This is a genomic window from Bacillus sp. TH30 (genome assembly GCF_016650875.1).
Lineage (GTDB): Bacteria > Bacillota > Bacilli > Bacillales > Bacillaceae_G > Bacillus_A > Bacillus_A mycoides.
The window spans coordinates 74020-98491 of sequence record NZ_JAEKEY010000002.1 but is presented as its reverse complement, the minus strand read 5'-3'; the positions used below and the strand labels follow the sequence as shown (position 1 = coordinate 98491).

The following is a 24472-nucleotide window of genomic DNA, read 5'->3' as shown; positions in this document are numbered from 1 at the left end:
TAGCAATTAGGGTCGGCATATACATAAATATGCGTTTGAGTGGAATTTTGGATGAAAAATCCACATGCATAGTATACCAAAATATTTAAGGCCCTTCGTATGCAATATTGCATACGAAGAGTAGGTGGATATAATAGTTAACTTACTTCTATTAAAAGTAAAATGTGTTTATATTAAAAAAGTTAAAATCCAATTGAAGCTGGTTAAGATCTTAATTCTTCATAGCTACCTAATTAATCAATTCTAGCTACTGAGTAGGAAAGAGTTAATTAATTTGAAAATGATTTGAGTAGGTAAATTCTCCGTTATACTTAATTACTGCAATATATGTCCCTTTAGTATATACATTTGTAATTGGTGTTCTCCAAATTTCTAACCCTTTAGGCGTAGTAATAAATTCTGGTTCAATTGTAATAAAGCGTTGTAAAGTGCCGTCAGGGTGAACCTTGAAAATCTTCATTTTGGTACCAAAATGCGCTCTACCAAAACGTTGAGTTAAGTAGAAAGTATCTCCTGTTATGAGGTGTTCAATATTCCAGTCGGGTTGGTATGTACTATTTTCAGCTCCCTATAAATCAAAGGCTACGGGAAATATGGTAATAGCAATTCTCACATTATTGAGGGACTGGAAAAACAACAAAGACGTTCTCAAATGCATGTATAGATATTTATAACAAAGATTCAAAAAAGAATAGGTAATATAGCTATTGGAATAAGATTGTTTTTGTCTATCTCCTGAAAAGGAGGATGGACAAACCATACCAAAGAAACTTGCATTTCATTATCTATAGAAGTGTAATATCATTAAAGTGAGATAGGATACAGGCTAATATTGAGAAATGTAAAGTTTGTAGAGTTTGAAACAAATTAAAGAAGTAACATAAGGGATTTACGCATATAGTAATGTCGACGGATAAAGTTAACAGAATATTCGTTTTAATAAGGTAAAATAATAGTATTTTTATCTTATAATATTGTTACTACGATGAAATAAGGCTAATAATTAGTTAACTTAAAAATTAAATTCAGATAGGAAGAGGATAATGAAGACCAGAGATAATTATAAAATTATTGTGATTGGCGCTGGGACTGCAGGACTATCTTCTACTGCACATTTGTTACGAAATGTATCCCTATTGAAAGAAAGTATAGCTATTATCGATTCATCTAAAAAACATTACTTCCAACCACTATGGAGTTTAGTTGGGGGAGGAATTGTTTCAAAGGAATGTACGATGCGTGATCAAGAATCACTTATTCCAAAAGGAGCAACGTGGATTCCTAAAAGTGTTGTTAAGTTGTTTCCAAATCAAAATAAGATACTTTTAGATGATGGAATGCTGCTTGAATATGAAATTCTTATTGTAGCAGCCGGTATACAAATAAATTGGGACGGTATTAAAGGCTTAAAGGAGTCTATTGGGACCAATGGGGTTTGTAGCAATTATTCTTATACATATGTTGATTCTACTTGGAGAGAAATCAAAAAATTCAAAGGAGGGAATGCGATTTTTACCCACCCCAATACTCCTATTAAATGTGGTGGTGCTCCACAAAAAATTATGTATTTAGCAGAAGAGTATTTTTGTAATAACGGTGTAAGAAACAGAAGTGAAGTAATGTTTTATTCTGCGAATGCTAACATATTTCAGGTACCGCGTTATGCTGAAACATTAGAACAAGTACTAGAAAGAAAGCAAATTATAACGAACTATAATAAAAACTTAGTAGAAATTATCGCTGAAAAGAGAGAAGCAATTTTTGAAGATACGCAAACACTGAAACGAGAAACAGTACCATATAGTATGATACATGTTGTTCCACCAATGGGGCCATCTAACTTTATTAAAGAAAGTGAGATAAGTGATCATCAGGGGTGGGTAGATATAAGTCCTTATACTTTGCAGCATGTAAAATATAAGAATATTTTTGGACTTGGAGATTGTACCAATTTACCTACATCTAAAACTGGAGCGGCAATTCGAAAACAAATACCTGTCTTAAAACAAAATATTTTGGACGTACTTAATGGAAGAGACTTGCAGGCTAATTATGATGGGTATACATCCTGTCCGATTGTTACAGGATATAAAAGTCTTATACTCGCTGAATTTAACTATGAACATGAGCCTCAAGAAACGTTTCCGTTTAATCAAGCGAAAGAACGGTATAGTATGTTTTTACTTAAAAGGTATATGTTGCCCTATATGTATTGGAATTTAATGTTGAAAGGGATTCTATAAGGAAAGATAGAGAGTTGTTGTAACAACCGAGAAGTAATTTGAAATAAGCATTTGGAGGGAATAGCTATGCTTTTAAAATATTTTTATGATGAAAAATTAGCTCATGCTTCCTATTTAGTTGGTTGTCAGAAGGAAGGCGTAGCAATTGTTATTGATCCCAGCCGCTATATAGAACAATATATAGAATTTGCTAAGAAAGAGGGAATGGAAGTAATTGCTGCGGCTGAGACTCATATTCATGCAGATTTTCTATCTGGGTCTAGAGAACTTTCCCTTCTTTTTAATACAAATTTATATGTATCAGATGAAGGAGATAGTGATTGGAAATATCAAAATCTTAACGAGGGCCGATACAATTTGGTTAGAGAGGGAACAGAGTTTAAGGTTGGTCATATAAAATTCAATGTCATTCATACCCCAGGGCATACGCCCGAAAGTATTTCCTTTTTAGTAACCGATACAAGTCAAAATAATTATATGAATGATAAACCGATAGGAATATTCACAGGTGATTTTATATTTGTAGGAGATATAGGTAGACCCGATTTATTAGAAATTGCTGTTGGTATTAAAGATACTGCAAAAATAGGAGCGAAACAATTATTTGATTCTATACAAAAAATAAAAATACTCCCCGATTATTTGCAAATATGGCCATCACATGGTGCAGGAAGTGCATGTGGAAAAGCATTAGGAGCAATTCCAACTTCCACATTAGGTTATGAAAAGATGTTTAATTGGGCGTTTCAATGTAATGATGAAGAGAATTTTATATCGAATTTATTGACGGGACAGCCAGAGCCTCCAAAGTATTTTCCATTAATGAAGCATTTAAATAAGTATGGTCCACCAACTCGTAAGAAGAGAGAGATTACTGCTATTTATATAATAGAAGAACTTCAAGAAGTGATGAGGGGTGTTCAGCAAATAGTTGATATAAGGGATGTAGAGTGTTTTGCTGCTGGCCACATCGAGAAGTCAATTAACATACCTTATAACAATTCTTTCACAACTTGGTGTGGGGGGATATTAGATTATAAAAAAGAAACTTTAATAATTTTAGATGCGGAAAATGTTAAAGTGGAGGAAGTTATTAGAGACTTTGAGTCCATTGGCTTAGATAATATTATTGCTTTTGCACCTTCAAAGGTAATTCAAAGATTCCATAGTTTAGAGATTTATAAGGAAAAAACATCAAATGAATTATATCCGTTAATAAAAGATGGAAGTGTAAAGGTTATCGATGTGCGTAGTAAAAAAGAGTGGGATGAAGGACATCTTCATGATGCAATACATATCACTTTAGGTAATCTACTTGAACGGCTAGATGATGTACCGAAAAATTGTCCAATAGTTTTACAATGTCGAACGGGGTTACGTTCCGCTATAGCAGCTAGCATTTTACAAAAAGCTGATATAAAGAAAGTAGTTAATTTAAAGGGAGGATTTCTTACGTGGAAAAAAGAAGGGCTCCCCTATACAACATGTAATCAAGAAATTTGAAATATATCAAAAGAGTCAAATGGAAAGAAAATAGAATCATTTGAAATAATCTAAGGGGATAAATAATAAAATTCAATTGCTATCAGTATGGGATATATAAACTAAAAATGATTTATTAAAGCCGCATTAAACGATAAAATTAAGCACAAATATGCTGATGTGTATCTATTCTATCAAAGTACATAAAACTAAAACTAAGATATTCGAACGAACTCAAAAAGCCGAAACCCCTTAACTTAGAAATTTCGGCTTTGATAATGGTATCTGGCATGTTTACTGCAATAGAGTTATAAGTTCTTAAATTCCTTAAATTAGAAACTTGTACTTGATTACCGTAGTTAAATTGTTGCCCTTTTAAAAGAACTGGTTAGAGAAAAAAGAAAAATCTATTGGTTAGCATTTAACCGAAAGATTTTTCTTTGAATTAGCGTCTTTTATATCATAATTATTGAGGAAGGGAAATTCGACTGAGAAATGCTGTCAAATAAAAGAATAGGCTAATCTAATTTCTAATGGTCCCAGTATCTTTTATTTTGACGTGTGTTTTTACAGTTATTTTAGCCTCTGCTAACGCTTGCAACCAATCTCCTTTTAGTTTTTTCCACTCGTTATATTGAAAAGCTCTAGCATATAACGATAATCCGATAGGATCAATTTTATTCTTTTGTAATTCATACAACATATTTTGTAATTTCTTATTAATTTCTTTTTGAACCTCATTTTCTAAATTATGTATGTTTTTTTATTATCATAATGCTCCTTAATTAAATGTGCGTTAGTTTTTTCTATTATAGCTACATTAGCGTTTATATCGAAATTAAATACAAACTTTCCTTTTTGAAAATTAACATCTATTTTCCTAGTCGCATTCTGTATTAATATAGAAGTGTTTGGTTTTTGGCTGGATTTTTTAGGTGGAAGCACAAGGTGTAGTATCATCCGGCCTTTATTTTTGGGCTTATTTAAAAGATTGAAGAACTTAACATTTTTTTTAGGGATACGGCTTAAATATTTACCTTGTCGATCTAAAAGTGCAATTCCTACCGTGTCGATTTCATTCTTTGTTTTTTTTATAACTGGAACAGCTTGTGTCATTCCTTCTTCATTTTTTTCTCTCATTAATTGTTGAATCGTGGAAGAAACGGATTGATTATTTTGAATGGAGGATTCGATTACACTACTTATGTAAGATGGTAGTGATGGTTTATCGGGCTTATTAATTGTGAAAATTTCTTCTACAGGTCCATCAACAAGTACTACTTTAGCATTAATGGTAGCGTAAGGATCACGGTAAGAAGAATCAAGCTCCTGCATCCAATTTGCTTCTTGGGCCAATTTTTTCCCAATTAAAATGATTTCAGCTTTTGAGGCTGTCATATAGCCCGTTAACTTCGTATCTATTTTACTGAATCCATTATATACAGTGGATGCCCGCGTCCATTGCTCTATAGTACTTCTTTGCTGTTTATGATGAAAGAGTGGTATGCTTGTGCCCACTTTTATATCTCCATTAGAAGTTCTATCTAAGGCGATTAACAGGATTAATGAAACCTGTTCAAGAGGGATTCTTTGACTACAACCGATTAAACATACACAACAAGTTACAATCCATATCCATTTTCGAATCAAAGTTGTTTCCTCCTAGTTAACCAAGTGAAAAGAATGCTGTATGCGAAAAAAAAGATTGGTAATAGAATAAAAAAAATGATATTTAAGATATCCATAAGAGAATATATAAACAAATATTGATCCACGTCGGGATTTAGAAAAATAAATAAGCCGACTATTAAAAACATAAAACTAACGAGCACCCAATTGCGAGCATTTTTTTGAAGTAAAATGGTCACAGATTCAAAACTGAAAAATAAATACGGATATATTGTAGTAGAAAATACAATCAAATAGTAAGCGATATATATAATTTCTAATCGTTCTATGAATGAAAAACGAACCCCTTTTAACAAATGAAATACTGGCCAAATTACGTCTTTTATCCCCTCCGGACTAAAGTATATATAAGAAAGAATAGTCACATATAGATAGAAAAACATGGTTCCAGTATTCGCTATTAGTATTCCTTTTATGGCTTTTTGTTTTTTTTGTAAGAACGGATAAATAAAATATGCAATTTCTAAGCCAGCATAAGGAGTAATTGTTTCTTTTGTTGCCTTTACAATAGGGGATATGCCATCTTTAAAAATAGGTAGTAGGTGTAAAGGATTGTAGTTACTCTTTAATGAAAACAGAAGAAATAGTGGCATCCAAGCAGTGAAGAAGAAAACAAGCATAGAATAACTAGTAAGAGCCCTTATCCCACTCAATGATAAAATAATAAAAGGCAATAGTAATAATATGGCGATTTGATAAGCAGGAGTGGAAGGGAATATCCACACTTTTATAATGTCAGTTGCCTTTAATAAAGTATTAAAACCAGCAAAAAATAGATAAAAGGCATATAAAAGAAGAAAAATTGTTCCTAGCCATTTACCAAAGTATGTTTTTAAAATCTGTGAGAAATTTTTGCTAGGACTTTTTTGTAACATTAATACAATAAATACGCCAATTATAGAAGTAACCATCCATCCCAGAATGATAGAAATCCAGCCATCTGTGCCAGCGGTAGTAGCAAGTGGGCTTGGCATAATTAACATACCTGATGCAAGTTGCAGTGAATGGATGAAAACAATAAATTCAAATAAAGTTATGTTTTGAAATTTAAGATTCCCCATGCGAACCACCTTCTTTTTTCTTTTTTTGTTTCGGCTGTCCTGTACTCGAGCGGGTGGTGATCATAGAAATAGGAAATCTTACAAAAGAATCTTTTAACTCTTGGAGACGAAATGGTGCTATTGGCAATCCGTATGGTGAACCATACGAAGTTAATGAAACAAAATGAGCAAATAAGAGCATTAATCCACTAACAATACCTACAACCCCATAAAAATAGGCCAATAACATCATTGGAAAACGAATAAGCCGAATACAACTTGATAAATCATAATTAGAAACAATAAATGATGCAATGGCGGTAATAGATACGATAATAACCATAACGTTACTCACAAGACCAGCTTGAACAGCCGCCTGCCCAATTACAATCCCTCCAACAATTCCAATTGTTTGTCCAATTGGTTGTGGTAAGCGAATACCAGCTTCACGTAGCATTTCTAGTGTGATTTCCATTATAAAAGCTTCCAATAAAGGAGAGAAAGGGACTTTAACTCTTGACGTTGCAATAGAAGTGTATAGATCTAAAGGAATGATTTCAAAATGAAAAGAGACTATAGCAATATAAATTGCGGGTAAAAAAATAGCTATAATAAATCCTGCAAATCGTAATAAGCGAAAAAATGATGCAATGAGCCAATGTATATTATAATCATCTGGAGTCTGAAAAAATCCAATTAAATTCATTGGGACAATCATCGCACCAGGAGATCTATCAATTAACACTGCTACTTTTCCATCAAGTATATGATTAGAAATGGCATCTGGGCGTTCACTTAAATAAGCCTGTGGAAAAGGAGTCCAATTTTGATCCTTTGTAAAATTAGATAGTTCTCCAATGCTCAATACCGCATCCGTTTTAATTTTACAGATTCTAGTTTCTATTTCTTGGACCACATCTTCGTTTGCTACATCCCCTAAGTAAATTAAATAGACTAAAGAAGTGGCGCGTTCTCCAATTGTCAATTTTTTAATTTTCAATTCAGTAGAAGGAATATATCGACGAATTAAGCCTATGTTTTTTGTGGCATTCTCAATAAACCCATCATGTGAGCCTTTAATAGTAACTTCTGAAATGGGTTCTTGAATCGCTCTCTCTGCCCAACCTTTTGTATTTATTAGAAGGGACCTCTTTTCTCCTTCCATAAACAGTACACATTGTCCCTCAAGTAATCCTTCTTTAATTTCATTCCACGTATGTACTATTTTGGTATGAGTAGCAATAATATTAGAATTAAATATTTGGCTGTCTTCATTCACTTCTTGTAATAATGGTGTAACAACATTTCCTTTTAATGCAACACCATCTGTAAGGCCTTCAAAATAATATAGTAAAATATTCGTGTTTGTTTTTAATTGCAAAGGATGTTCAATCAAATCTGCACTAATATCAAAGATGTTATCTAATGTATTTTTAAGTTCTTTTAAGTTACTTGTTTGGATTTTTTCAATGGTTTTATCTGTCTTTGTTTCTAGGGTCTTTTCATTTAAGGACAAAATTGACACCTCTTTAATATATAACGATTAGTTGTAGTTATTATTTTTATATGTTTGAATTTTATTCACTAATTTAAACGGATTGAGATCAAGAATAACTAAAATTGAAGTACTATATTATAAATTCAATAATTGAGAGTAAAAAAGTAGATGTAATTTGTGTAGAAATCTAAGTATCAAGATAGAAGTGAAATTTGAATGATTATAATAAAAAAGAACCCTTGATAGGTTCTTTTTAATAGTTGGTAAATATGTTGTCAACAATAGATGGCGATAAAGGTAGTAATTTAGATGTCTTTATGTTACTCAGCTGAATTTTGTAGGAAGAATTATTTTTTCATACCTCAATGCTCAATAAAAAAGGACATTTCATTTATTTGGGTGTTTTAGTGTATTTGAATTTTGCACGCTAACAAATTTTGTTTAGGGACAAAATGTGAAGTTTTATTCTGAAATAACAGAAAGTTAATGCAGCAAAATTCCTATTGGTAATTTGGATAGATATCAAATATTCCTTTGGCCTTATTTTCTTGATATGACCGTACGTTTATATGTTTCTAAGGGAAAGAAATATTTTCATTTTTATTACCATCTATTGTTTGATTAAGATGGTAACACGAAAATGAAACGTTTACAACCAGAAAATAAAGAAAAAATATTAAAATGCGACTTTTTTCGACAAATATTCCTATAAAACGTTTTGTAGGAATTAGAAATAACTAAATTAGTAATAATAGCTTAATATATTAAAGTGAAATTCAATGAATAAGAGTCCAAAGGCATGAATTTAAATGATAAAGTTATAATTTTCTTTTTTGAACTGTAAGTGTTTTACAAGTATAGTTAAACTTTAATCCAACTAGCATTTCTTCCTTTTGTCACTAGCTTAATATGGCCAAACAATTGCAAGGAATTTAAAGCCTTACTGATTGTACTCTCTGCTATGTCTGGATATGTGTTACGAATACACTCCTTAGTAAAGGGTTGTTTTTGTTTAAGGATAAAATCCTGAATTCTCTCCACTTTAGTATGCTTACATATAGAATCTAGAACTGTATTATGAAGATCTTTGTACGCCTCTAATATAATAGTTAAAAACGTTTTTAACCAAAAGCTACTATTATGTTCCTCGCAGTACCAATTTACCGAAGATTTATAAATCGAATTGTAATATTCAGATTCATTTTTCTTAATGTATTTATCCAGACATACATATTTTACAAATGTATTTCCACTCTTAATTAATAGCAATTGCATTAACATAAGCGCCAATCTGCCGTTACCCTGATTAAAAGGGACTATGCAATAAAAATTAAATATAAAACGAGCTATTAATAAAAGTGAATGATGGCCCTTACTAGAATTTAATGAGTTATATTGATCACATAATTGTTCCATTACTTGTGGAATAAGCTCATGTGGAAGAATGCGGTAACTATTTAAGTGCATTCCGTTTTCAGGAATACCTGGAATAGTAAACGGTTTTTCGCGCCATTTGGCACTGTCAGAGGTAATGTAATGTATTAATTGAAAATGTAATTCCTGTATAGTCTCTGGATTGATTAATAAATCACAGGAATTCTTATGTACAAAAGTAAGTGTTTGATAAAAACAAAAGATAGCATCTTCCGAAATATTTTGAGGTACTATATCATCTAAAATAAGTTCTTTTAATCTTTTATTTGGGACTTTTATATCTTCATAGGTAGTAGTAAAGTTTTTTATGTAATGAAGTGGTATGGTTTTTCTAAGCTAGTAAATATATCAGGATTTTGTTCCTGATAAGCAGCTAATTTTCCTTTTAATTCACTAATTTCACTGATTATATTTAATAGTCTCCTTTTTAATTCAATATTTTTATACTTGTCATCGAAAAAATTTCTCATTTTTATTCCCCCTGTAACCCCTTAACATGCTGTTACATAAATCTTTCCATTCTAAAGATAGTTTACAACATTATTTTGAAATAACAATATATTTATTTTGATTTTGAACTTATTTTAGAATCAAAATTGTTATTTAAATTTGATTAACGAGTTAGAACTTATGATTAATCATGTTTGAATAAAGAATGAATATACACAGATAGAAAATATAGTTTGACGTAAATTCCTTTTTATGAATTTACGAGATGAAAATATAATTTTAGAATTATTATTAGTGTAGTTTGCTGTATTATTGCTGGGAATTTACTAGAAAGTAACTAATTTTCACAAATAAAATAAAGAAATCTTAAAGAGGAATCAATAGGATCTAATTTGAATAGGCATAATCCTAACACTAAATGTACAAATGTACAATAATTAAATGAAAAAATATGAAAATATCGACTTTTTTCGACAAAATAAATTAAATAGAAAAACAATCTAATGTAAGAAAATTGTTGCTTTAGATGGTCTCTGCATTTCATAAATTAATATTGAAGGAATTATCAAATGATTTTTTCGAGTAATAAAAGAGTAGATATATAAATTAAATTGTGACAATTATAAAGTTAGTATTCTCCATTTTCATTATTTAATTTAACAAATTTAATAATATTAAGGTGACTTTCTATATTTAATATAAGTATTTGATGGGGTATGCTCATAAAAAGTGTCATTTTCTATATATCCATGTAGCATTTAGCGCTTGTATTGCGAAATATTTTGACATAAGTTAATTTAAATATTAGGTACAGAAACATTTTAAGGAAAAGAGTCAGTATAAAAGTACCCTGAAAAACGTTTCACCCTAAAAACGTTTTTCCTCAAGAGATTTTCAGGAGCACTAAAGTTTTTTAATTTGTTTCTGTGCCTTATTAGATAAAAATAATATAATAAGTTGTTTAGAAAAGGTGAAAAATCCCCCCATTATAAAATGAATTCATATCACTTAACGTCCGTATGTTCTAGTTAAAGTAGGAATTTAAAGAAAAGGAAAGGGCTAGCTCTAGTTATAATTAGTGCAATAAATAGGGGGCTACTCAAATTTTTTTGTTTGATTTGGTAGGAGTAATATTTACGTTTGTTGGACTAGGTGTATTAAAGTGCATACCCTTTTTGATTCAACCGATGAGGCGCTAATCAAGGATTTAATCATCTAGAATTTAAAAAGGTTAAATGTGGAACTGAATTTTCTGCTAAATTAGTAGAGATTAAAACAATCCCCTAAAATTGAACTATTCACTACTTAACGTCCTGATAGATTGTTTGAAGTGTTAGTAGGCAAATCTAAAAATAAAAAAGGATATTCTACTCTTCTTTTATGTATATAAAACAAAGTGTAAGGTAAGTTCCAGATCCAAAGTGTTTTATTTAATATTCATTCAATCTCATGCGTACTACTTTTATTTTCTTAAGAGCATCTATTTGCGTGGATGCTCTTAAGAGAATAAAATGACTAAAAAAATAAGTATAAGCATACATTTTAAAAATTGATATATCGTATATTATAAAAAACTCCTTGTTCTTCAAATAACGAACAATACAATGTGAATGAAACTCTCAGAAGAATTTACATATAGAATTCACCTTAACTCAAAAAAACACATTTTATGCAAAATTATATTTTCTGCTATAGAAGGGTGGGGGTTAACATGACCAAAACTTGGTGTAGGTTCGTATTCCTTGTAAAATAAGTGATTCTTTACTGTTTTCTCTAGTTGTATCTATTAATGATTCATCAGGTTTCCTTCCAGTGGAAGGGACATAAGTTGTTACTACCCTTGGAAATATATTAATAAACACCCATTCAAATTTGTCGATATTTCTATTTCCAAATTCTAATGTTTCAATTGGCTTAATTGTATTTTCTCTATCAAAAAATTTTATTATGTAAAACCTTTTTGAGAGGTCACTACTATGTTCAATAGTCCAAATTAAATTTTCCATTTTCTTGATTTGCAACAAGTCCATTTCCGAAAATCCTTTCATACATAAATATAGCGAATGTTCCTATTCTATACTATATATTTTGAAATTTAAATAGTTATCTTATACGATGGGATAAAAAGAAGTTAATACTCTAAAATTTATCTTAGAAAAGGACACACCTATGCATACATATGCTATAGGTGTGTCCTTTTTTAGTTGTTTATAAGTTTCCTACAGAGTTATTGAAGTAACGTTTCAACAGTGTCTCCATAGTGAAGTGAGATTCATTATATAAGATTCATTTAAACCGTATATTAAGTTCGTATAAATCGCATATTGGAATTTTACAATATGTGTGTAAGGCGTTTCTGAAATTATATTATTTCGAAAATATAAACTTCAATATACCAAAAAGTAAGAATATTAAACCGTAATAATTTTAGAATATACTTCTAATTAAAAGACGTGCGGAAATGCACGGATAAAAAAGGAGAATTTCTTATGACAATGTATAAAAGTGAAATGAAAAAGAGTGTAATAACTGAAGAGGATGTAGATATGTTAAAAATAATGGCACATCCAATTCGATTGCAAATTATAAACGAGTTAATTCAGTATAAAAAATGTAATGTTACACAATTGACGGAGCTTTTAAAAATTCCACAATCTATTGTTTCCCAACATTTATCGAAAATGAGAGGCAAGGTGCTAAAGGCTGAAAGAAAAGGCTTAGAGATGTACAATTATATTACTAATTTAAAGGCGAGTCAGATTGTAGGGATTTTAGGTTTGTAAATAAACAAAACTTCACACATATCATTATAAGTAAAGCACAGAATAATCCCCCCACAAATAAGTGGGGGATTTCTTTTATGACAAAATATCAGTTTTTTTGAGGAGTGTCACGATAGTCACCATGTTCTAATGTGTTAGTATATGAAAAATTTTGAAAGTGCTAAAATGCTTGATATTATTCACTAGAAGTTATGTCGCAAAAATCTTTTAATTTCATCAAAAGCTAAGTGACGATGACCAGCCTGACAATGTTGTTCACCACCAGTTTTCTTAGTGAAAACTACAGAAGTGATGGAGGCTGCATTACATAGCTCCGATTCGATTTGCGGTAATCGGTTAATTGGAACGTACTGATCGTCTTCACCAGCCAGGAGCAATACTTCTTGATTTATGAACTGACCGATTCCTGCCATCGTATGTTTTTCAAAGTTTTTAAGTAAGTTAAATGGCGTTTTTTCACCTGTATTTTCCATACCTTTTTTAACTTTCCAGTTCAGGTCGATGCTGGTGGCCATCATTTGTTTAAACATGGTATTAATTTTGTCAGCCTCATTAGTAGCCAGAAGCGTGGTCAATTTATTCCAGATATTATCCGGCATGCGCATCTTGAGTGCATCAAGGCCACTATAAAAAATATTAAAGGCGATGACTTTGTCGATTCGTTTTTCAAAAGCGGCGGCACGCATTGCCAAGTAGCCGCCCCAAGAAGCTCCGAGAATACTAACACGGTCAAGTTTGAAATAGTCAATGACTGTGGAAACGGGCTTCTCCCAGTTGTGGATGAATTTTAAGCCGTTTTTCAGTGCTGTTCCTTGTCCAGGTCCATCAAAAACTATAATATTATAATTGATTCCTATGAGGTAGTTCATCATCTTCATCATTTCCTCCATGTAGGAATCGTAGCCTCCAAAGAAAAGTAGTGTATTACATGCGCCTGGTGTCATGAATTTGATTGCAGGAAGATAGGAATCTTCATAAGGAATTTGGTAGGTTTCATACTCAAAGTCATGAAAGCCCTTATAAAAAGTTTCACGGTATTTTTGGTACACTTTTTCTTTTTTTGGATCGGATGATTCCATATAAAACTCGGCAGCTTGATAATAAACCGAAGCCAGATCGAAGTCTTTCTGATGCTCCCGCATTGCTGCATATTCTATCCAAGTGTTATACCAGCTGTCCGTGTCTGTAAGTCTTGGGATGATGGCTTGCAAATCCTGATTTGCCCGCTCATCGTCTTGATAAAAATCGTTGAAAAAACGGTTAATTTGCAAATTGAACTGTTCGTTGTTTACATACTGTTTAAACATAAAATCCCTCCTTATATTTGACTACAAGGTAAGGATAAGAGAAGTATATTAAAGAAACAACAAGCAGGAAAGGGTAAGAAGTACGAAATCGAACCATAAGGATATAAATGGTTTGATAAGCAACTTTGGGAAGGAGATTGATTATTAATGGGAGAGGATGTTCGCGTTTATAAAACGAAGAAAAATATTTCTAATACACTTATTACCCTCTTGAACGAAAAAGAGTTTGGGCGAATTACAACTAAAGATATTTGCATACATGCTATGGTGAGTAAGTCCACATTTTACAGCCATTTTGCAGATAAATATGATCTTTTGGAAAAATTAGTGCAAAATTATGTCTGCTGGTTCAAGGAAGAAATTGAATTTCGTTTCGCATTAATAGAGAATGGAAATGTGGCTCAAGCTATTAATATGATAACCGATAAGATCTCAGCGCGAAAAAAAGAGATTGCAACTTTACTCCATGTACGTGTTCCCTCAGCGGATTTACGTTTAGAATTAGAATCCATTTTATATAATGCCTGCTATTCCTATTTGAAAGAGCAGCAGGTTGAAGTAAGTGTGCCGATTGACTTTGTAGCTCAGTTGTATACAGCAAACGCAATGGTGTCAATCAATTGGTCGCTGAGCAACGATAAAAATCCAGATGTGGTTGAACTAATCGATAATATGCAGGGATATGTTTTTGATCTGATTTTGTCAGGTGGCGAGAGAATGTAATAAATCATGAAACCTGCTTAATAATGTAGTTATCGTGTGGAGTGTGGTTGTAAAAAATTAAGTAATCGATATTTGGATTTTTTGTGAATCTTTATTGGTTTTTTATAAACTCTTTACTACATAATGTTACAAAATAGAATTAATTTGCTTAATTTAGCCCCATATCAGGTTAATAAATAAACTAAATGTGTTTATGTTATTGAACTATTAATATATTAGTAGGTGATTTGTTCGTTTATCCCTATATTGCTATTATATTAGCATAAACAATATATTGGGGGGACAAGTATGAATTTGAAATTAACATCTAAGTTAGAAAGATTAAGAAAAAGTAAAAAAGGAATTGGTGCTTGTGTTTTAGCTGTAGGGGTGACGGCAATTACAATGATTCCTCAAAGTGCATATGCACATGGGTTTGTTGAAAAGCCGAGTAGTCGTGCTGCTTTATGTAGTCAGAATTATGGAGCATTAAATTTAAATTGTGGAAATGTAATGTACGAACCTCAAAGTCTAGAAGCACCTAAAGGATTCCCAGATGGTGGACCGATTGATGGGAAAATCGCTTCGGCAGGAGGACTGTTTGGAGGGATTCTTGACCAACAAACATCAAATCGCTGGTTCAAAAACACAATAAAGGGGGGAGCAAATACATTTACATGGAAATACACAGCGGCACATTCTACAAGTAAATGGCATTATTACATTACCAAAAAGGGATGGGATCCTAATAAACCATTAACACGTGCTGAATTAGAACCAATTGGAACTGTGAAACATGATGGTTCGGCAGCATCAAATAATTTAACACATACAATTAATGTACCAACTGATCGCAATGGTTATCATGTTATTTTAGCTGTATGGGATGTAGCAGATACGTCAAATGCGTTTTATAATGTAATTGATGTAAATCTAGTAAATAATGAAGCTCCCGATACAGTAGCTCCAAGTCAACCAACTGGATTAAATGCGTCTAAAGTTTCTGCCAATAGTGTTGAACTAACATGGAAGGCCTCAAATGATAATATAGGCGTAAAAGAATATCAAGTGTTACGTAATGGAGAAGTAATTGGTACGGTACCAGGTACAACTTTTACTGATAAAAAACTAAAAGCAAATACGGAATATACCTATACAATAAAGGCATTAGACGCTGCTGGAAACATATCAAAAGAAAGTGAAAAACTAAAGGTTAAGACAACAAATGAAACTCCAGATAAAGAGGCTCCGACTCAACCAAAAGGATTACATAGTATGGGTACAACAGCGACAACTGTTGATTTGATGTGGAGTGCGTCTGAAGATAATGTAGGTGTTGATCATTATGTTGTATATAGAGAAAGCACTGGGGTTATGAATAAAATTGGGACAGCGGATAATACATCCTTTATGGATAAAGATTTAAAAACTAATACATCGTATAAATATGTAGTGACGGCGGTTGATTTAGCTGGAAATGAGTCTAGTAGAAGTGATGTTTTAACTGTAGCAACAAAACTAGAGGACTCTACTTATGAAAAATGGGATGCAAGAAAAGCATACAATAAAGGTGATAAAGTAGTACATGAGGGAAAAGTGTATGAAGCGATTCAAAGTTATCAAGGGAACGGCGATCCAAATTGGATTTTTGCACTATCGCTTTGGAAGCCAGTTTTAAATAAATGATAAGTGGAAAAGGGTAGTTATCACTTATTCTATGTGCAATACCGGAACAGGGGTGCAATTTTTACTCTTCATCCCAATATATACGAAATGAAATTATTAAAGAACCCCAATGGTATTCCATCAAAAAGGAATTCCATTGGGATTCTTTATTTTTTAATTTGTAATAGCGTATATTTTCACTGTAAATTTGTTAGTGGCACCAAGTGGGCTTGCAATATAATATTTAGCATTCGTATAAGCTTCAGTCCTAGATCCATGTGAAATATTTTTCCAACGAGTAGAATCTGTACCTAGGGAAACGTCAATCATTACATTGAAAGAGATAGAAGAAGGATGATCTTTTTCTGAAGGCTCAATAATCCATTTTAATTCCTTAGTACCTACAGGTAAACTATCAATTTTAAAGTTTTGACTGGATCGATTTTGTTGTCCGGATAAAGGGCTAGATTCGGATGAAATTTGCGAAATTAATATTTCTTTTTCATTCGAATGTATACCGTTTAATTTAATGATACTATCAATTAAACCTGGACCAGGAAAATCAGCTGCGATAATACCAGAATGTTTAATTCCACCTTGTTGCAAGAGTTCGGTCCCAAGTGTATTCATTCCACCATAAAATACTTGACCATTTATATCACGAGGGAAATCTTCCCACGCATTAGTTGTAGCTTTTTGAATCATCTTGGGGTTACTATCAGTATTTCTGCTCTCTTTACCACTTGCAACAAACCAAGGATAAACATTATTTAATAATGCAGCAGCACCACCTGTGCCACTAAAATGGTTAAGATAGATTTTATCATTGTTAAAATTATTATTTGTATTTTGAAGGTGGGTTCTCACCGCATTCCATTTTTCATACATTCCGTCTGGTCCTTTTTCAATTTCAAATGTATCTTGTATATTTAAGCTATCGTAATTAATACCATATTGCTGAGAGGCTGTAAAGTTTTGTAAGATTACAATTTTCCCTCGGATGTCTCCTAGAGTAGGGTTATTTCTTTTTGAAGTTGGTACAGAACTCGGATCCCAAAAATAGGAAGAATTAAGGTCTTTGTATTTATTAAGTATTTCCTCGAATGATAGTGAGCCACTTTCAGGAGTAGTTTCTTCTTTTAAGCGCATTAAAATTGTTTCTGTAGGATGATCTTTTAAAAATTGAATTGCCTCTTTTAATACATCTTCAAACATTGCTTTTTGATTTACAATCCCATGGTACATTGCAAAAGAATCTTTTACACGTTTAACACGCATATCTACATATCGAATTCCGGAATTTAATTGTTGTGGTAGACTCATAGTTTGATTTCTTGTCAAATTTTCATCAAGAAAACTTGCTCCATGTAAAGCCATTGTACCGTGAGTCCCTGGAATAGATATTTCACTCAATTTTGTTGAATCTGCTACTTTCGACATCCATGCTGGGTTTTGATAGCCTATATTGGATTCATAGGAATAACCTGGATGACTATCAGCAAAAATAGTAGATGGTGTACTTAAACTTGCTAGTGTGAAACAAGTAAGGATACTAATTTTAAAAAAATTCCTCATTTTTATTTTGTTCATTTTATCTCTCCTGACTTTTAAACAATAGATATAATAAAACAAGATGATTTTTTACTACATCTATTGTTTTCATTCTTAAAGTAATGAATTTTTGTGTTTGAAAAAATCAAAATAGGGTAGGAAGTTATTTGAGATTTTAATAGTTTGTTGTAATAAATTGTATCTAATAGTCAAACGGATTCTTAAAGAATTGAAGCATAGATAGGTAAAAAACAAACTTTCCGCTGTACTGTATACAAACAAAACAGAAGTCTTAAAAAGACTTCTATTTTGTGACATATAATGAATGATAAGGTGGTTAACAAATCAAGATAATGTGACTGAGTGGTAAAAATCTATTTATAGCTGTTTCAGAATTTTTTATAACAAGGTTACTTATGAAAAATGGGACTCTGTTAGGCTAACAAAAATTAAGAAATTCTACTCATTAAAACTTAAACTAACTACAGTTGCGATAGATTGGGCTGCATGTTCCCAGCTTCCATCTATCACTTTTCCAATCTGTTGACCAAGTGCATTTAAATCATTTGGATTAACTGGAATCCCATTATACGCAGCAAGAATTGATAAAAGTGGAGCAGCAAATGGTGTCCAACCACCTCTATCAATATTAAATACAGGCTTATCTATTACCTTTCCATCTTGCACTGTAAACTCATAATAAAATTGATCATCTGGACGAAAACTTAAATGATGAGAAATTTGTCCTTTAACATATGTTTTACCGCCACCTAAATTTACTACTTCAATTGGTTTTACATTAAATTCATGCTCAAATACTTTAATTTTTTTAACTTCTGGACCATTTAAGGCAGCTTTAACTGCTGTTTCCAAATTATTTTGTGCAAATGGTTGAATACTCATCTGTGTCTCTTCTTGTTGGATAGGAGCCTCTTTTTCAGCAGCAAACACCGATGTACTTGGTAGTGCACCTGTAGCCAATGTAGCTGCAAGTGCTGTCGTCATCATGATTTTTCTTTTCATCTTCATAGTTTTCTTCCTCCCTTAAAGTTATGATATATAATTTTTTAAAGACTGACATGGGGCAATATTTTATTTCATAATGCACGCAAAAAACTAGTTTAAGAATTATGTGAAATTATGTCAGAAAATTAAAGTTAATTATATATGCACTTACAATGATAGCTATCTACACATGTTTTTTCAATTTTCTAACAAATAATACAGTAATACCTTTTCATAAGGCAATTTAGTGTTTCAATTCTCTCTTTGTACGTTTTAAACAAATTAAAATCGTAGTGGTAATAATATATTTGTAATCAAATGTCGTATATACTTCGAGAAAAGTACACAATATTTTTATAAAAAACTATAGGAATTATCATGATATAGTTATCAAACTAAGTAAGATAAATGTTAATATTATGAAGAGATTCCAGTGATCTGCTATAAAATTACTGAAAAATGAGCATGACATCATACACGCATGCGATTGAAAAATTTTATAAGTGGCGTATAAAACTATAACAAATACTATAAATCAATTAAAAAATTTCAGTTATTCTGAATGCGAAGGGCACGTAATATTTATTGTGAACTGTAGTACTGATCAAGATTTTAGGAGGAAATATGAACAAGAAGACTAAAAGAATCATATTAATTATTGGTATATTAGTAGGCATTAGTATCTTTTTATATTTACAAAACAATTTAATAAGTATAACTGAGGTTAAAATAACCTCTAGTAAAATTCCCTCTTCTTTTAAAGGATATAAAATACTACAAATTTCAGATTTACATAATAAAAAATTTGGTGATAATCAAGACGTTTTAATTCAAAAAGTAAAAAGCATAAATCCAGATATTATTGCTATTACGGGTGATTTAATAGACAGTAAATCGTACGATGCAGAAATTAGTATGCAAGTAATACGAGAACTTGTAAAGGAATATCCGGTATATTTTGTGACAGGAAATCATGAAAAATGGTCAGGAAAATATAACAGTTTAGAAAAAAAATTAAAGAAACAGCATGTCACTGTTTTAAGAAATGAACATGTAATAATACAAAAGGGAGGACACGAAATAAACTTGTTAGGAATTGATGATCCGGAATTTAATACTGGAGATATTGATGAAGGAAGTATTGTAAAAGATGCAATTGTAAAAGCAAAAATTGAAACGCAGCCAGATAGGTATAATGTATTATTATCCCATAGGCCTGAATTTCTAGAAGAGTATGCTGAGGAGCAAGTAGATTTAGTGTTATCGGGTCATGCACATGGGGGACAAGTTCGGTTACCTTTTATCGGGGGATTAGTTGCTCCTAATCAAGGAATACTGCCCAAATATACAGCGGGTTTATATGAACAACAAAATACGTCTATGATAGTTAGTAGAGGATTAGGCAATAGTATCATTCCGCAAAGAATTTTTAATAGACCTGAGATTGTAGTCGTGCAGTTAAATTAATCTGTACGGCTTTTTTGTTCAGGAGAATAATTTAAAGGTAGTTTTTCTTGAGTACAAGTTTCCATTACAATTTTGTTAAAATTTTTCAACGTTACATAAAGTAACAAAATTTGACCTATTGAGTTTGTTATAGTGTAAATAATCAAAAAACTTAAAAATTAGTCGAGTTAAAATAGTTATTATTAAGTAATATTAAAAATATAAAGGGGTGTACAAATGCATAAAGAATTTGAAATTGAAGAATATACGGCGATTGAGGAGCAAATTCATTATTATAGTACGTCTTTATTAGTAAGTCATCCTGAGCAAATTGTAAAGTATTTAGAAAAACGGTTGGAAAAGTATGCAGAAACGTTACAATATGCACATTTATATCCGGAAACGGTTATATTACCAATACAGCAAATAGTTATCGAATATTCTTTAGATGTTGCTAGAATTAGAAGGTATTTAAATTTAAAAACATAACAAAAATCGAATAATTTACAATGAAACAGAGTCGACTTTAAGAAAAGATATTCTAATGTCGACTCTGTTTCATTGATTTAGTAAATAACAGAAAAAATATATGTTTGAAAAGTTTGACATATAATAATTCGAGAGTAAAATAAAAGTGAGTACTCACTCATTTTAAAGAAAAGGGGGATTTTTAGTGCAGCAACCTTCAATTATTTTACGAGATGTATCAAAAAGTTTTGAGAAAAAAGAAGTTTTGCATAACCTTTCGCTGCAAGTAGAAAAAGCAGAAATTTTTGGCTTGGTTGGACCTTCCGGATCAGGGAAAACAACACTCATTAAAATGATTGCAGGTATTAATGAGTCAACTACAGGGGATGTAATTGTTTTTAATACAAACATGCCTAATCTAAATGAAATGAAAAGAATTGGTTATATGGCTCAGGCTGATGCATTATACGAAGAACTATCGGCATATGAAAATGCAGATTTTATTGCAACGATGTATGGGTTAAAAGGTAAGCGTAAGAAAGAGAGAATCGTAGAAGTTTTTGAACTTGTGCAATTATCAGAGCATATGAAAAAGCAAGTACAGCATTTTTCAGGTGGAATGAAAAAACGTTTATCATTGGCGATAGCACTCCTTCATGAACCAGAAATATTAATTTTAGATGAGCCAACAGTTGGGATAGATCCTCTACTTCGAAAATCGATTTGGGAGAAGTTTTATGACCTTAAAAAGAAAGGAACAACTATTATTGTAACAACGCACATTATGGATGAAGCTGAGTTTTGCGAACGTCTAGGGCTAATTAGAGAAGGGAATTTAGTTGCGATTGGCACACCGGAGGAATTGAAAAAACAAACATCTTCTGGACGAATTGAAGATGTCTTTATGTTAGAAGGAGTGATTGAATCATGAGAGTTAATGGTGTAGTCATCCGTATCATTCGTCAATTTTTTCGAGATAAGCGTTCTTTAGCAATGATGTTTGGGGCACCAATGTTATTACTTTGGTTATTGTCGCTAGTATTTACACAAAAAGACTATATACCGCATATTGCTGTAGTCGATGTACCTGCTCCTATAGTAAAAGTAATGAAAAATCAAGAAGCATCAATTTATGAATATAGTAAAGACAAAGCAATTTCGGAATTAGAAAAGCAAAAGGTAGATGCAGTAATTCATTTAGAAAATGGAAAAATGAATCTTCTATTAGAAGGCAGTGATTCATCAAAAAACCGTGCGGTACTTCAAGTATTGCAAAAGAGTACAGAGAAGAATGATGTATCAATGATGAAGCCTGAAGTGGATTATTTACATGGCTCTAAAGACATTACGATGTTCGATGGGCTTGGTCCCGTATTAATTGGTTTCTTTACATTTTTCTTTGTATTTATATTGTCCGGAGTATCTTTTGTAAGAGAACGTTTAAGTGGTACATTAGAGAGATTATTGTCCACACCAGTGAGAAGATGGGAAATAGTTTTAGGATATATTATTGGTTTTGGAATCTTTGCATTTATACAATCTATTATAATTGTAAGTTTTTCAGTTTATATTTTAGATTTATATGTAGCTGGCTCAATATGGCTAACGCTACTTATAACATGTATGCTTTCTTTAACTGCACTAACATTAGGCACATTTTTATCGGCATACGCAAATAATGAATTTCAAATGATTCAATTTATACCGCTTGTTATCGTGCCACAAGTCTTCTTTTCTGGGTTGTTTCCAATGGAATCCATGAATACATGGTTACAAATGTTAGGTAAATTATTTCCACTCACATATGGTGCTGACGCTATGAGACAAGTAATGATTCGGAATCAAGGGTTTACAGAGATTGCATTAGATCTTACTGTATTACTACTTTTTTCACTATTATTTGCAGTAGGAAATGTATTTGCATTAAAGAAACATCGCAAAATATAATGATGATAAAAAGGAGCACAATAAATGAAGAAGGATTGGCTGGGAGAATTAGTTGCCGCAACGAATACTGATAAACGTAATGAACGTCAAATGCGTATATTAGAGGCAGCTGTTGATATGTTTGGAGAAAAAGGGTACGCCTCAACTTCAACGAGTGAAATTGCAAAGCGAGCTGGTGTAGCGGAAGGAACAATCTTCCGCTACTATAAAACGAAAAAAGATTTATTGTTTGCAGTCGTGATGCCGACCTTAACAAAGTTCGCTGCACCATTTTTCGTACAAGCCTTTGCAAAAGAAATATTTAAAACAGAGTATGAATCGTATGAAGTGCTTTTAAGAGTAATAATTCAAAATAGATTTGAATTTGCTAAAAAGCACTTTCCAATGATAAAAATATTAATTCAAGAAGTACCATTTCAGCCAGAACTAAAAAGTGAAATACAACAATTAATAGAAACAGAACTGCTTGTACATTTTAAAAAGCTGATTGCAAAGTTTCAAGAAGAAGGGGAAATTATTGAACTTCCGCCATCTTCCGTATTACGTCTTACTTTATCAGCTGTATTAGGGTTGCTCTTAGCGAGGTTTTTATTATTGCCGGAAGAGAAATGGGACGATGAAGTGGAAATTGAAAATACGATTCAATTTATATTGTATGGACTAACGCCACGGAGGTAATGTGATGCGACAATTTGCTAAACCGATAATTGTTGTAAGTAAATGTTTAGAATTTGATGCCTGTCGTTATAATGGAGAGATGGTTCCAGATTTAACAATTCGAAACTTGCAGCCATTTGTTACATTTATACCTGTATGTCCTGAAGTAGAAATTGGTTTAGGGACTCCTCGTGAAACGATACGTATTGTAGAAAAAAATGGTGCGAATAGGCTTGTACAACCGTCAATACGAGAAGATGTAACTGAAAAAATGAATGAATTTTCAAATGCATTTTTACAAACATTACCTGAAGTTGACGGTTTTATTTTGAAGAATCGTTCGCCAAGTTGCGGAACTCGTGATGTGAAAATCTATTCTGGTTTTGAAAAAGGGCCAGTAAAAGGAAAAGGAACTGGATTATTTGGCGGAGCAGTAATAAAAAAATTTTCGCATCTTCCAATTGAAGAAGAAGGTAGATTGTCGAATTTTATTATTAGAGAGCATTTCTTTACAAGATTGTTTACAATCGCGCATTACAAAATGATTAAACATACTAAAAACATAAAAGAACTCGTAGCGTTTCAATCAGATTATAAGTATTTATTTATGGCATATAATCAGGTGAAACAAAAAGAATTAGGGCGTATTATTGCAAATCAAAAAAATGAAACAATTGAAGTCGTATTTGATAACTATGAGAAGACTTTATATGAATTATTTATTCGCGCGCCTCGCTATACATCGAATGTAAATGTATGTGAGCACATTTTCGGATATTTTAAAACAAAGCTAAACAAACAAGAAAAAGATCATTTTTTAGAGCTGTTACAGAAGTATTCTGAAAAGAAAATCCCACTTAGTAGTTTACTTGTAATTTTAAAAACATGGGCCATTCGATTTGATGAAAAGTATTTATTAAGACAAACATATTTCGAACCATACCCTGAAGGGTTGGTAGAAATTTCTGATTCGGGAAAAGGTAGAGATTATTAAACAATAAATTACATAATTCGACACGAAACCTCCTATGTTGTTGTAGAACAATGTAGGAATTTTTTTGTGCATTGGTACAGAATCTGTTTTAAAATTAAGTTATGACAGAAT

General features: G+C 31.8%; 18 protein-coding genes and 2 pseudogenes. 11 read left to right on the top strand and 9 right to left on the bottom strand.

Annotation, left to right across the window (positions count from 1 at the left end):
- Positions 1–265: 265 nt before the first annotated feature.
- Complete coding sequence (locus tag JFU20_RS30075) at positions 266–520, bottom strand: DUF5065 family protein (RefSeq protein WP_079999010.1); 255 nt, start codon at positions 518–520, stop codon at positions 266–268.
- 523 nt (positions 521–1043) lie between these two features.
- On the opposite strand from JFU20_RS30075, the gene JFU20_RS02850 reads away from it, so the two are divergent.
- On the top strand, positions 1044–2243 hold the full coding sequence (locus JFU20_RS02850; RefSeq protein WP_201038312.1) for an NAD(P)/FAD-dependent oxidoreductase: 1200 nt from the start codon (positions 1044–1046) through the stop codon (positions 2241–2243).
- A gap of 66 nt (positions 2244–2309) precedes the next feature.
- Positions 2310–3746, top strand: a complete 1437-nt coding sequence (locus JFU20_RS02845; RefSeq protein WP_201038311.1) for an MBL fold metallo-hydrolase — start codon at positions 2310–2312, stop codon at positions 3744–3746.
- Between the two features lie 502 nt (positions 3747–4248).
- Here JFU20_RS02845 and JFU20_RS02840 read toward each other — a convergent pair.
- From JFU20_RS02840 to JFU20_RS02820, 5 genes and pseudogenes are all read right to left on the bottom strand, one after another.
- Positions 4249–5375 (bottom strand): annotated as a pseudogene (locus JFU20_RS02840) (Ger(x)C family spore germination protein).
- Complete coding sequence (locus JFU20_RS02835; protein ID WP_002127474.1) at positions 5372–6475, bottom strand: GerAB/ArcD/ProY family transporter; 1104 nt, start codon at positions 6473–6475, stop codon at positions 5372–5374. Before JFU20_RS02835 ends, JFU20_RS02840 begins: the two are co-directional and overlap by 4 nt.
- A complete protein-coding gene (locus JFU20_RS02830) occupies positions 6462–7970 on the bottom strand; it encodes a spore germination protein (protein ID WP_002165763.1) in 1509 nt (502 codons plus the stop codon). Before JFU20_RS02830 ends, JFU20_RS02835 begins: the two co-directional genes overlap by 14 nt.
- Before the next feature lie 843 nt (positions 7971–8813).
- Positions 8814–9856, bottom strand: a pseudogene (locus JFU20_RS02825) (Fic family protein).
- Between the two features lie 1686 nt (positions 9857–11542).
- Positions 11543–11866, bottom strand: coding sequence for a hypothetical protein (locus JFU20_RS02820; RefSeq protein ID WP_002127477.1), 324 nt, complete (start codon positions 11864–11866; stop codon positions 11543–11545).
- Positions 11867–12325: 459 nt separating this feature from the next.
- On the opposite strand from JFU20_RS02820, the gene JFU20_RS02815 reads away from it, so the two are divergent.
- Positions 12326–12619, top strand: a complete 294-nt coding sequence (locus JFU20_RS02815; protein WP_002016993.1) for an ArsR/SmtB family transcription factor — start codon at positions 12326–12328, stop codon at positions 12617–12619.
- 182 nt (positions 12620–12801) lie between these two features.
- Here JFU20_RS02815 and JFU20_RS02810 read toward each other — a convergent pair whose 3' ends face one another.
- Positions 12802–13926 carry an alpha/beta hydrolase gene (locus JFU20_RS02810; RefSeq protein ID WP_201038310.1) on the bottom strand — a complete coding sequence of 375 codons (1125 nt, stop codon included), beginning with the start codon at positions 13924–13926 and terminating at the stop codon, positions 12802–12804.
- 147 nt (positions 13927–14073) lie between these two features.
- Between JFU20_RS02810 and JFU20_RS02805 the strand changes: the two genes are divergently transcribed.
- Positions 14074–14649, top strand: a complete 576-nt coding sequence (locus JFU20_RS02805; RefSeq protein WP_002016995.1) for a TetR/AcrR family transcriptional regulator — start codon at positions 14074–14076, stop codon at positions 14647–14649.
- Positions 14650–14937: 288 nt separating this feature from the next.
- Positions 14938–16314, top strand: a complete 1377-nt coding sequence (locus JFU20_RS02800; protein ID WP_002016996.1) for a lytic polysaccharide monooxygenase — start codon at positions 14938–14940, stop codon at positions 16312–16314.
- 153 nt (positions 16315–16467) lie between these two features.
- Here the strand turns inward: JFU20_RS02800 and JFU20_RS02795 are convergent, their stop codons facing one another.
- Together JFU20_RS02795 and JFU20_RS02790 are read right to left on the bottom strand one after the other, a co-directional pair.
- Entirely contained in the window at positions 16468–17883 is a 1416-nt protein-coding gene (locus JFU20_RS02795) for a phosphatidylinositol-specific phospholipase C (RefSeq protein ID WP_002016998.1), read from the bottom strand.
- Positions 17884–18303: 420 nt separating this feature from the next.
- On the bottom strand, positions 18304–18873 hold the full coding sequence (locus JFU20_RS02790) for a hypothetical protein (protein WP_002016999.1): 570 nt from the start codon (positions 18871–18873) through the stop codon (positions 18304–18306).
- Positions 18874–19473: 600 nt separating this feature from the next.
- Here JFU20_RS02790 and JFU20_RS02785 point away from each other — a divergent pair.
- The 6 genes from JFU20_RS02785 (at position 19474) to JFU20_RS02760 (ending at position 24361) form a co-directional block, all read left to right on the top strand.
- Complete coding sequence (locus JFU20_RS02785) at positions 19474–20316, top strand: metallophosphoesterase (RefSeq protein WP_201038309.1); 843 nt, start codon at positions 19474–19476, stop codon at positions 20314–20316.
- A gap of 216 nt (positions 20317–20532) precedes the next feature.
- Entirely contained in the window at positions 20533–20784 is a 252-nt protein-coding gene (locus JFU20_RS02780; protein WP_002017002.1) for a hypothetical protein, read from the top strand.
- Between the two features lie 184 nt (positions 20785–20968).
- Entirely contained in the window at positions 20969–21694 is a 726-nt protein-coding gene (locus tag JFU20_RS02775; protein ID WP_002017003.1) for an ABC transporter ATP-binding protein, read from the top strand.
- Positions 21691–22710 (top strand): ABC transporter permease, encoded by a 1020-nt coding sequence (locus JFU20_RS02770; RefSeq protein ID WP_002085449.1) that lies wholly within the window; start codon positions 21691–21693, stop codon positions 22708–22710. Before JFU20_RS02775 ends, JFU20_RS02770 begins: the two co-directional genes overlap by 4 nt.
- Before the next feature lie 24 nt (positions 22711–22734).
- Entirely contained in the window at positions 22735–23388 is a 654-nt protein-coding gene (locus tag JFU20_RS02765; RefSeq protein WP_201038308.1) for a TetR/AcrR family transcriptional regulator, read from the top strand.
- Positions 23389–23392: 4 nt separating this feature from the next.
- On the top strand, positions 23393–24361 hold the full coding sequence (locus JFU20_RS02760) for a YbgA family protein (protein WP_002017006.1): 969 nt from the start codon (positions 23393–23395) through the stop codon (positions 24359–24361).
- The last annotated feature ends 111 nt before the right edge of the window (positions 24362–24472 follow it).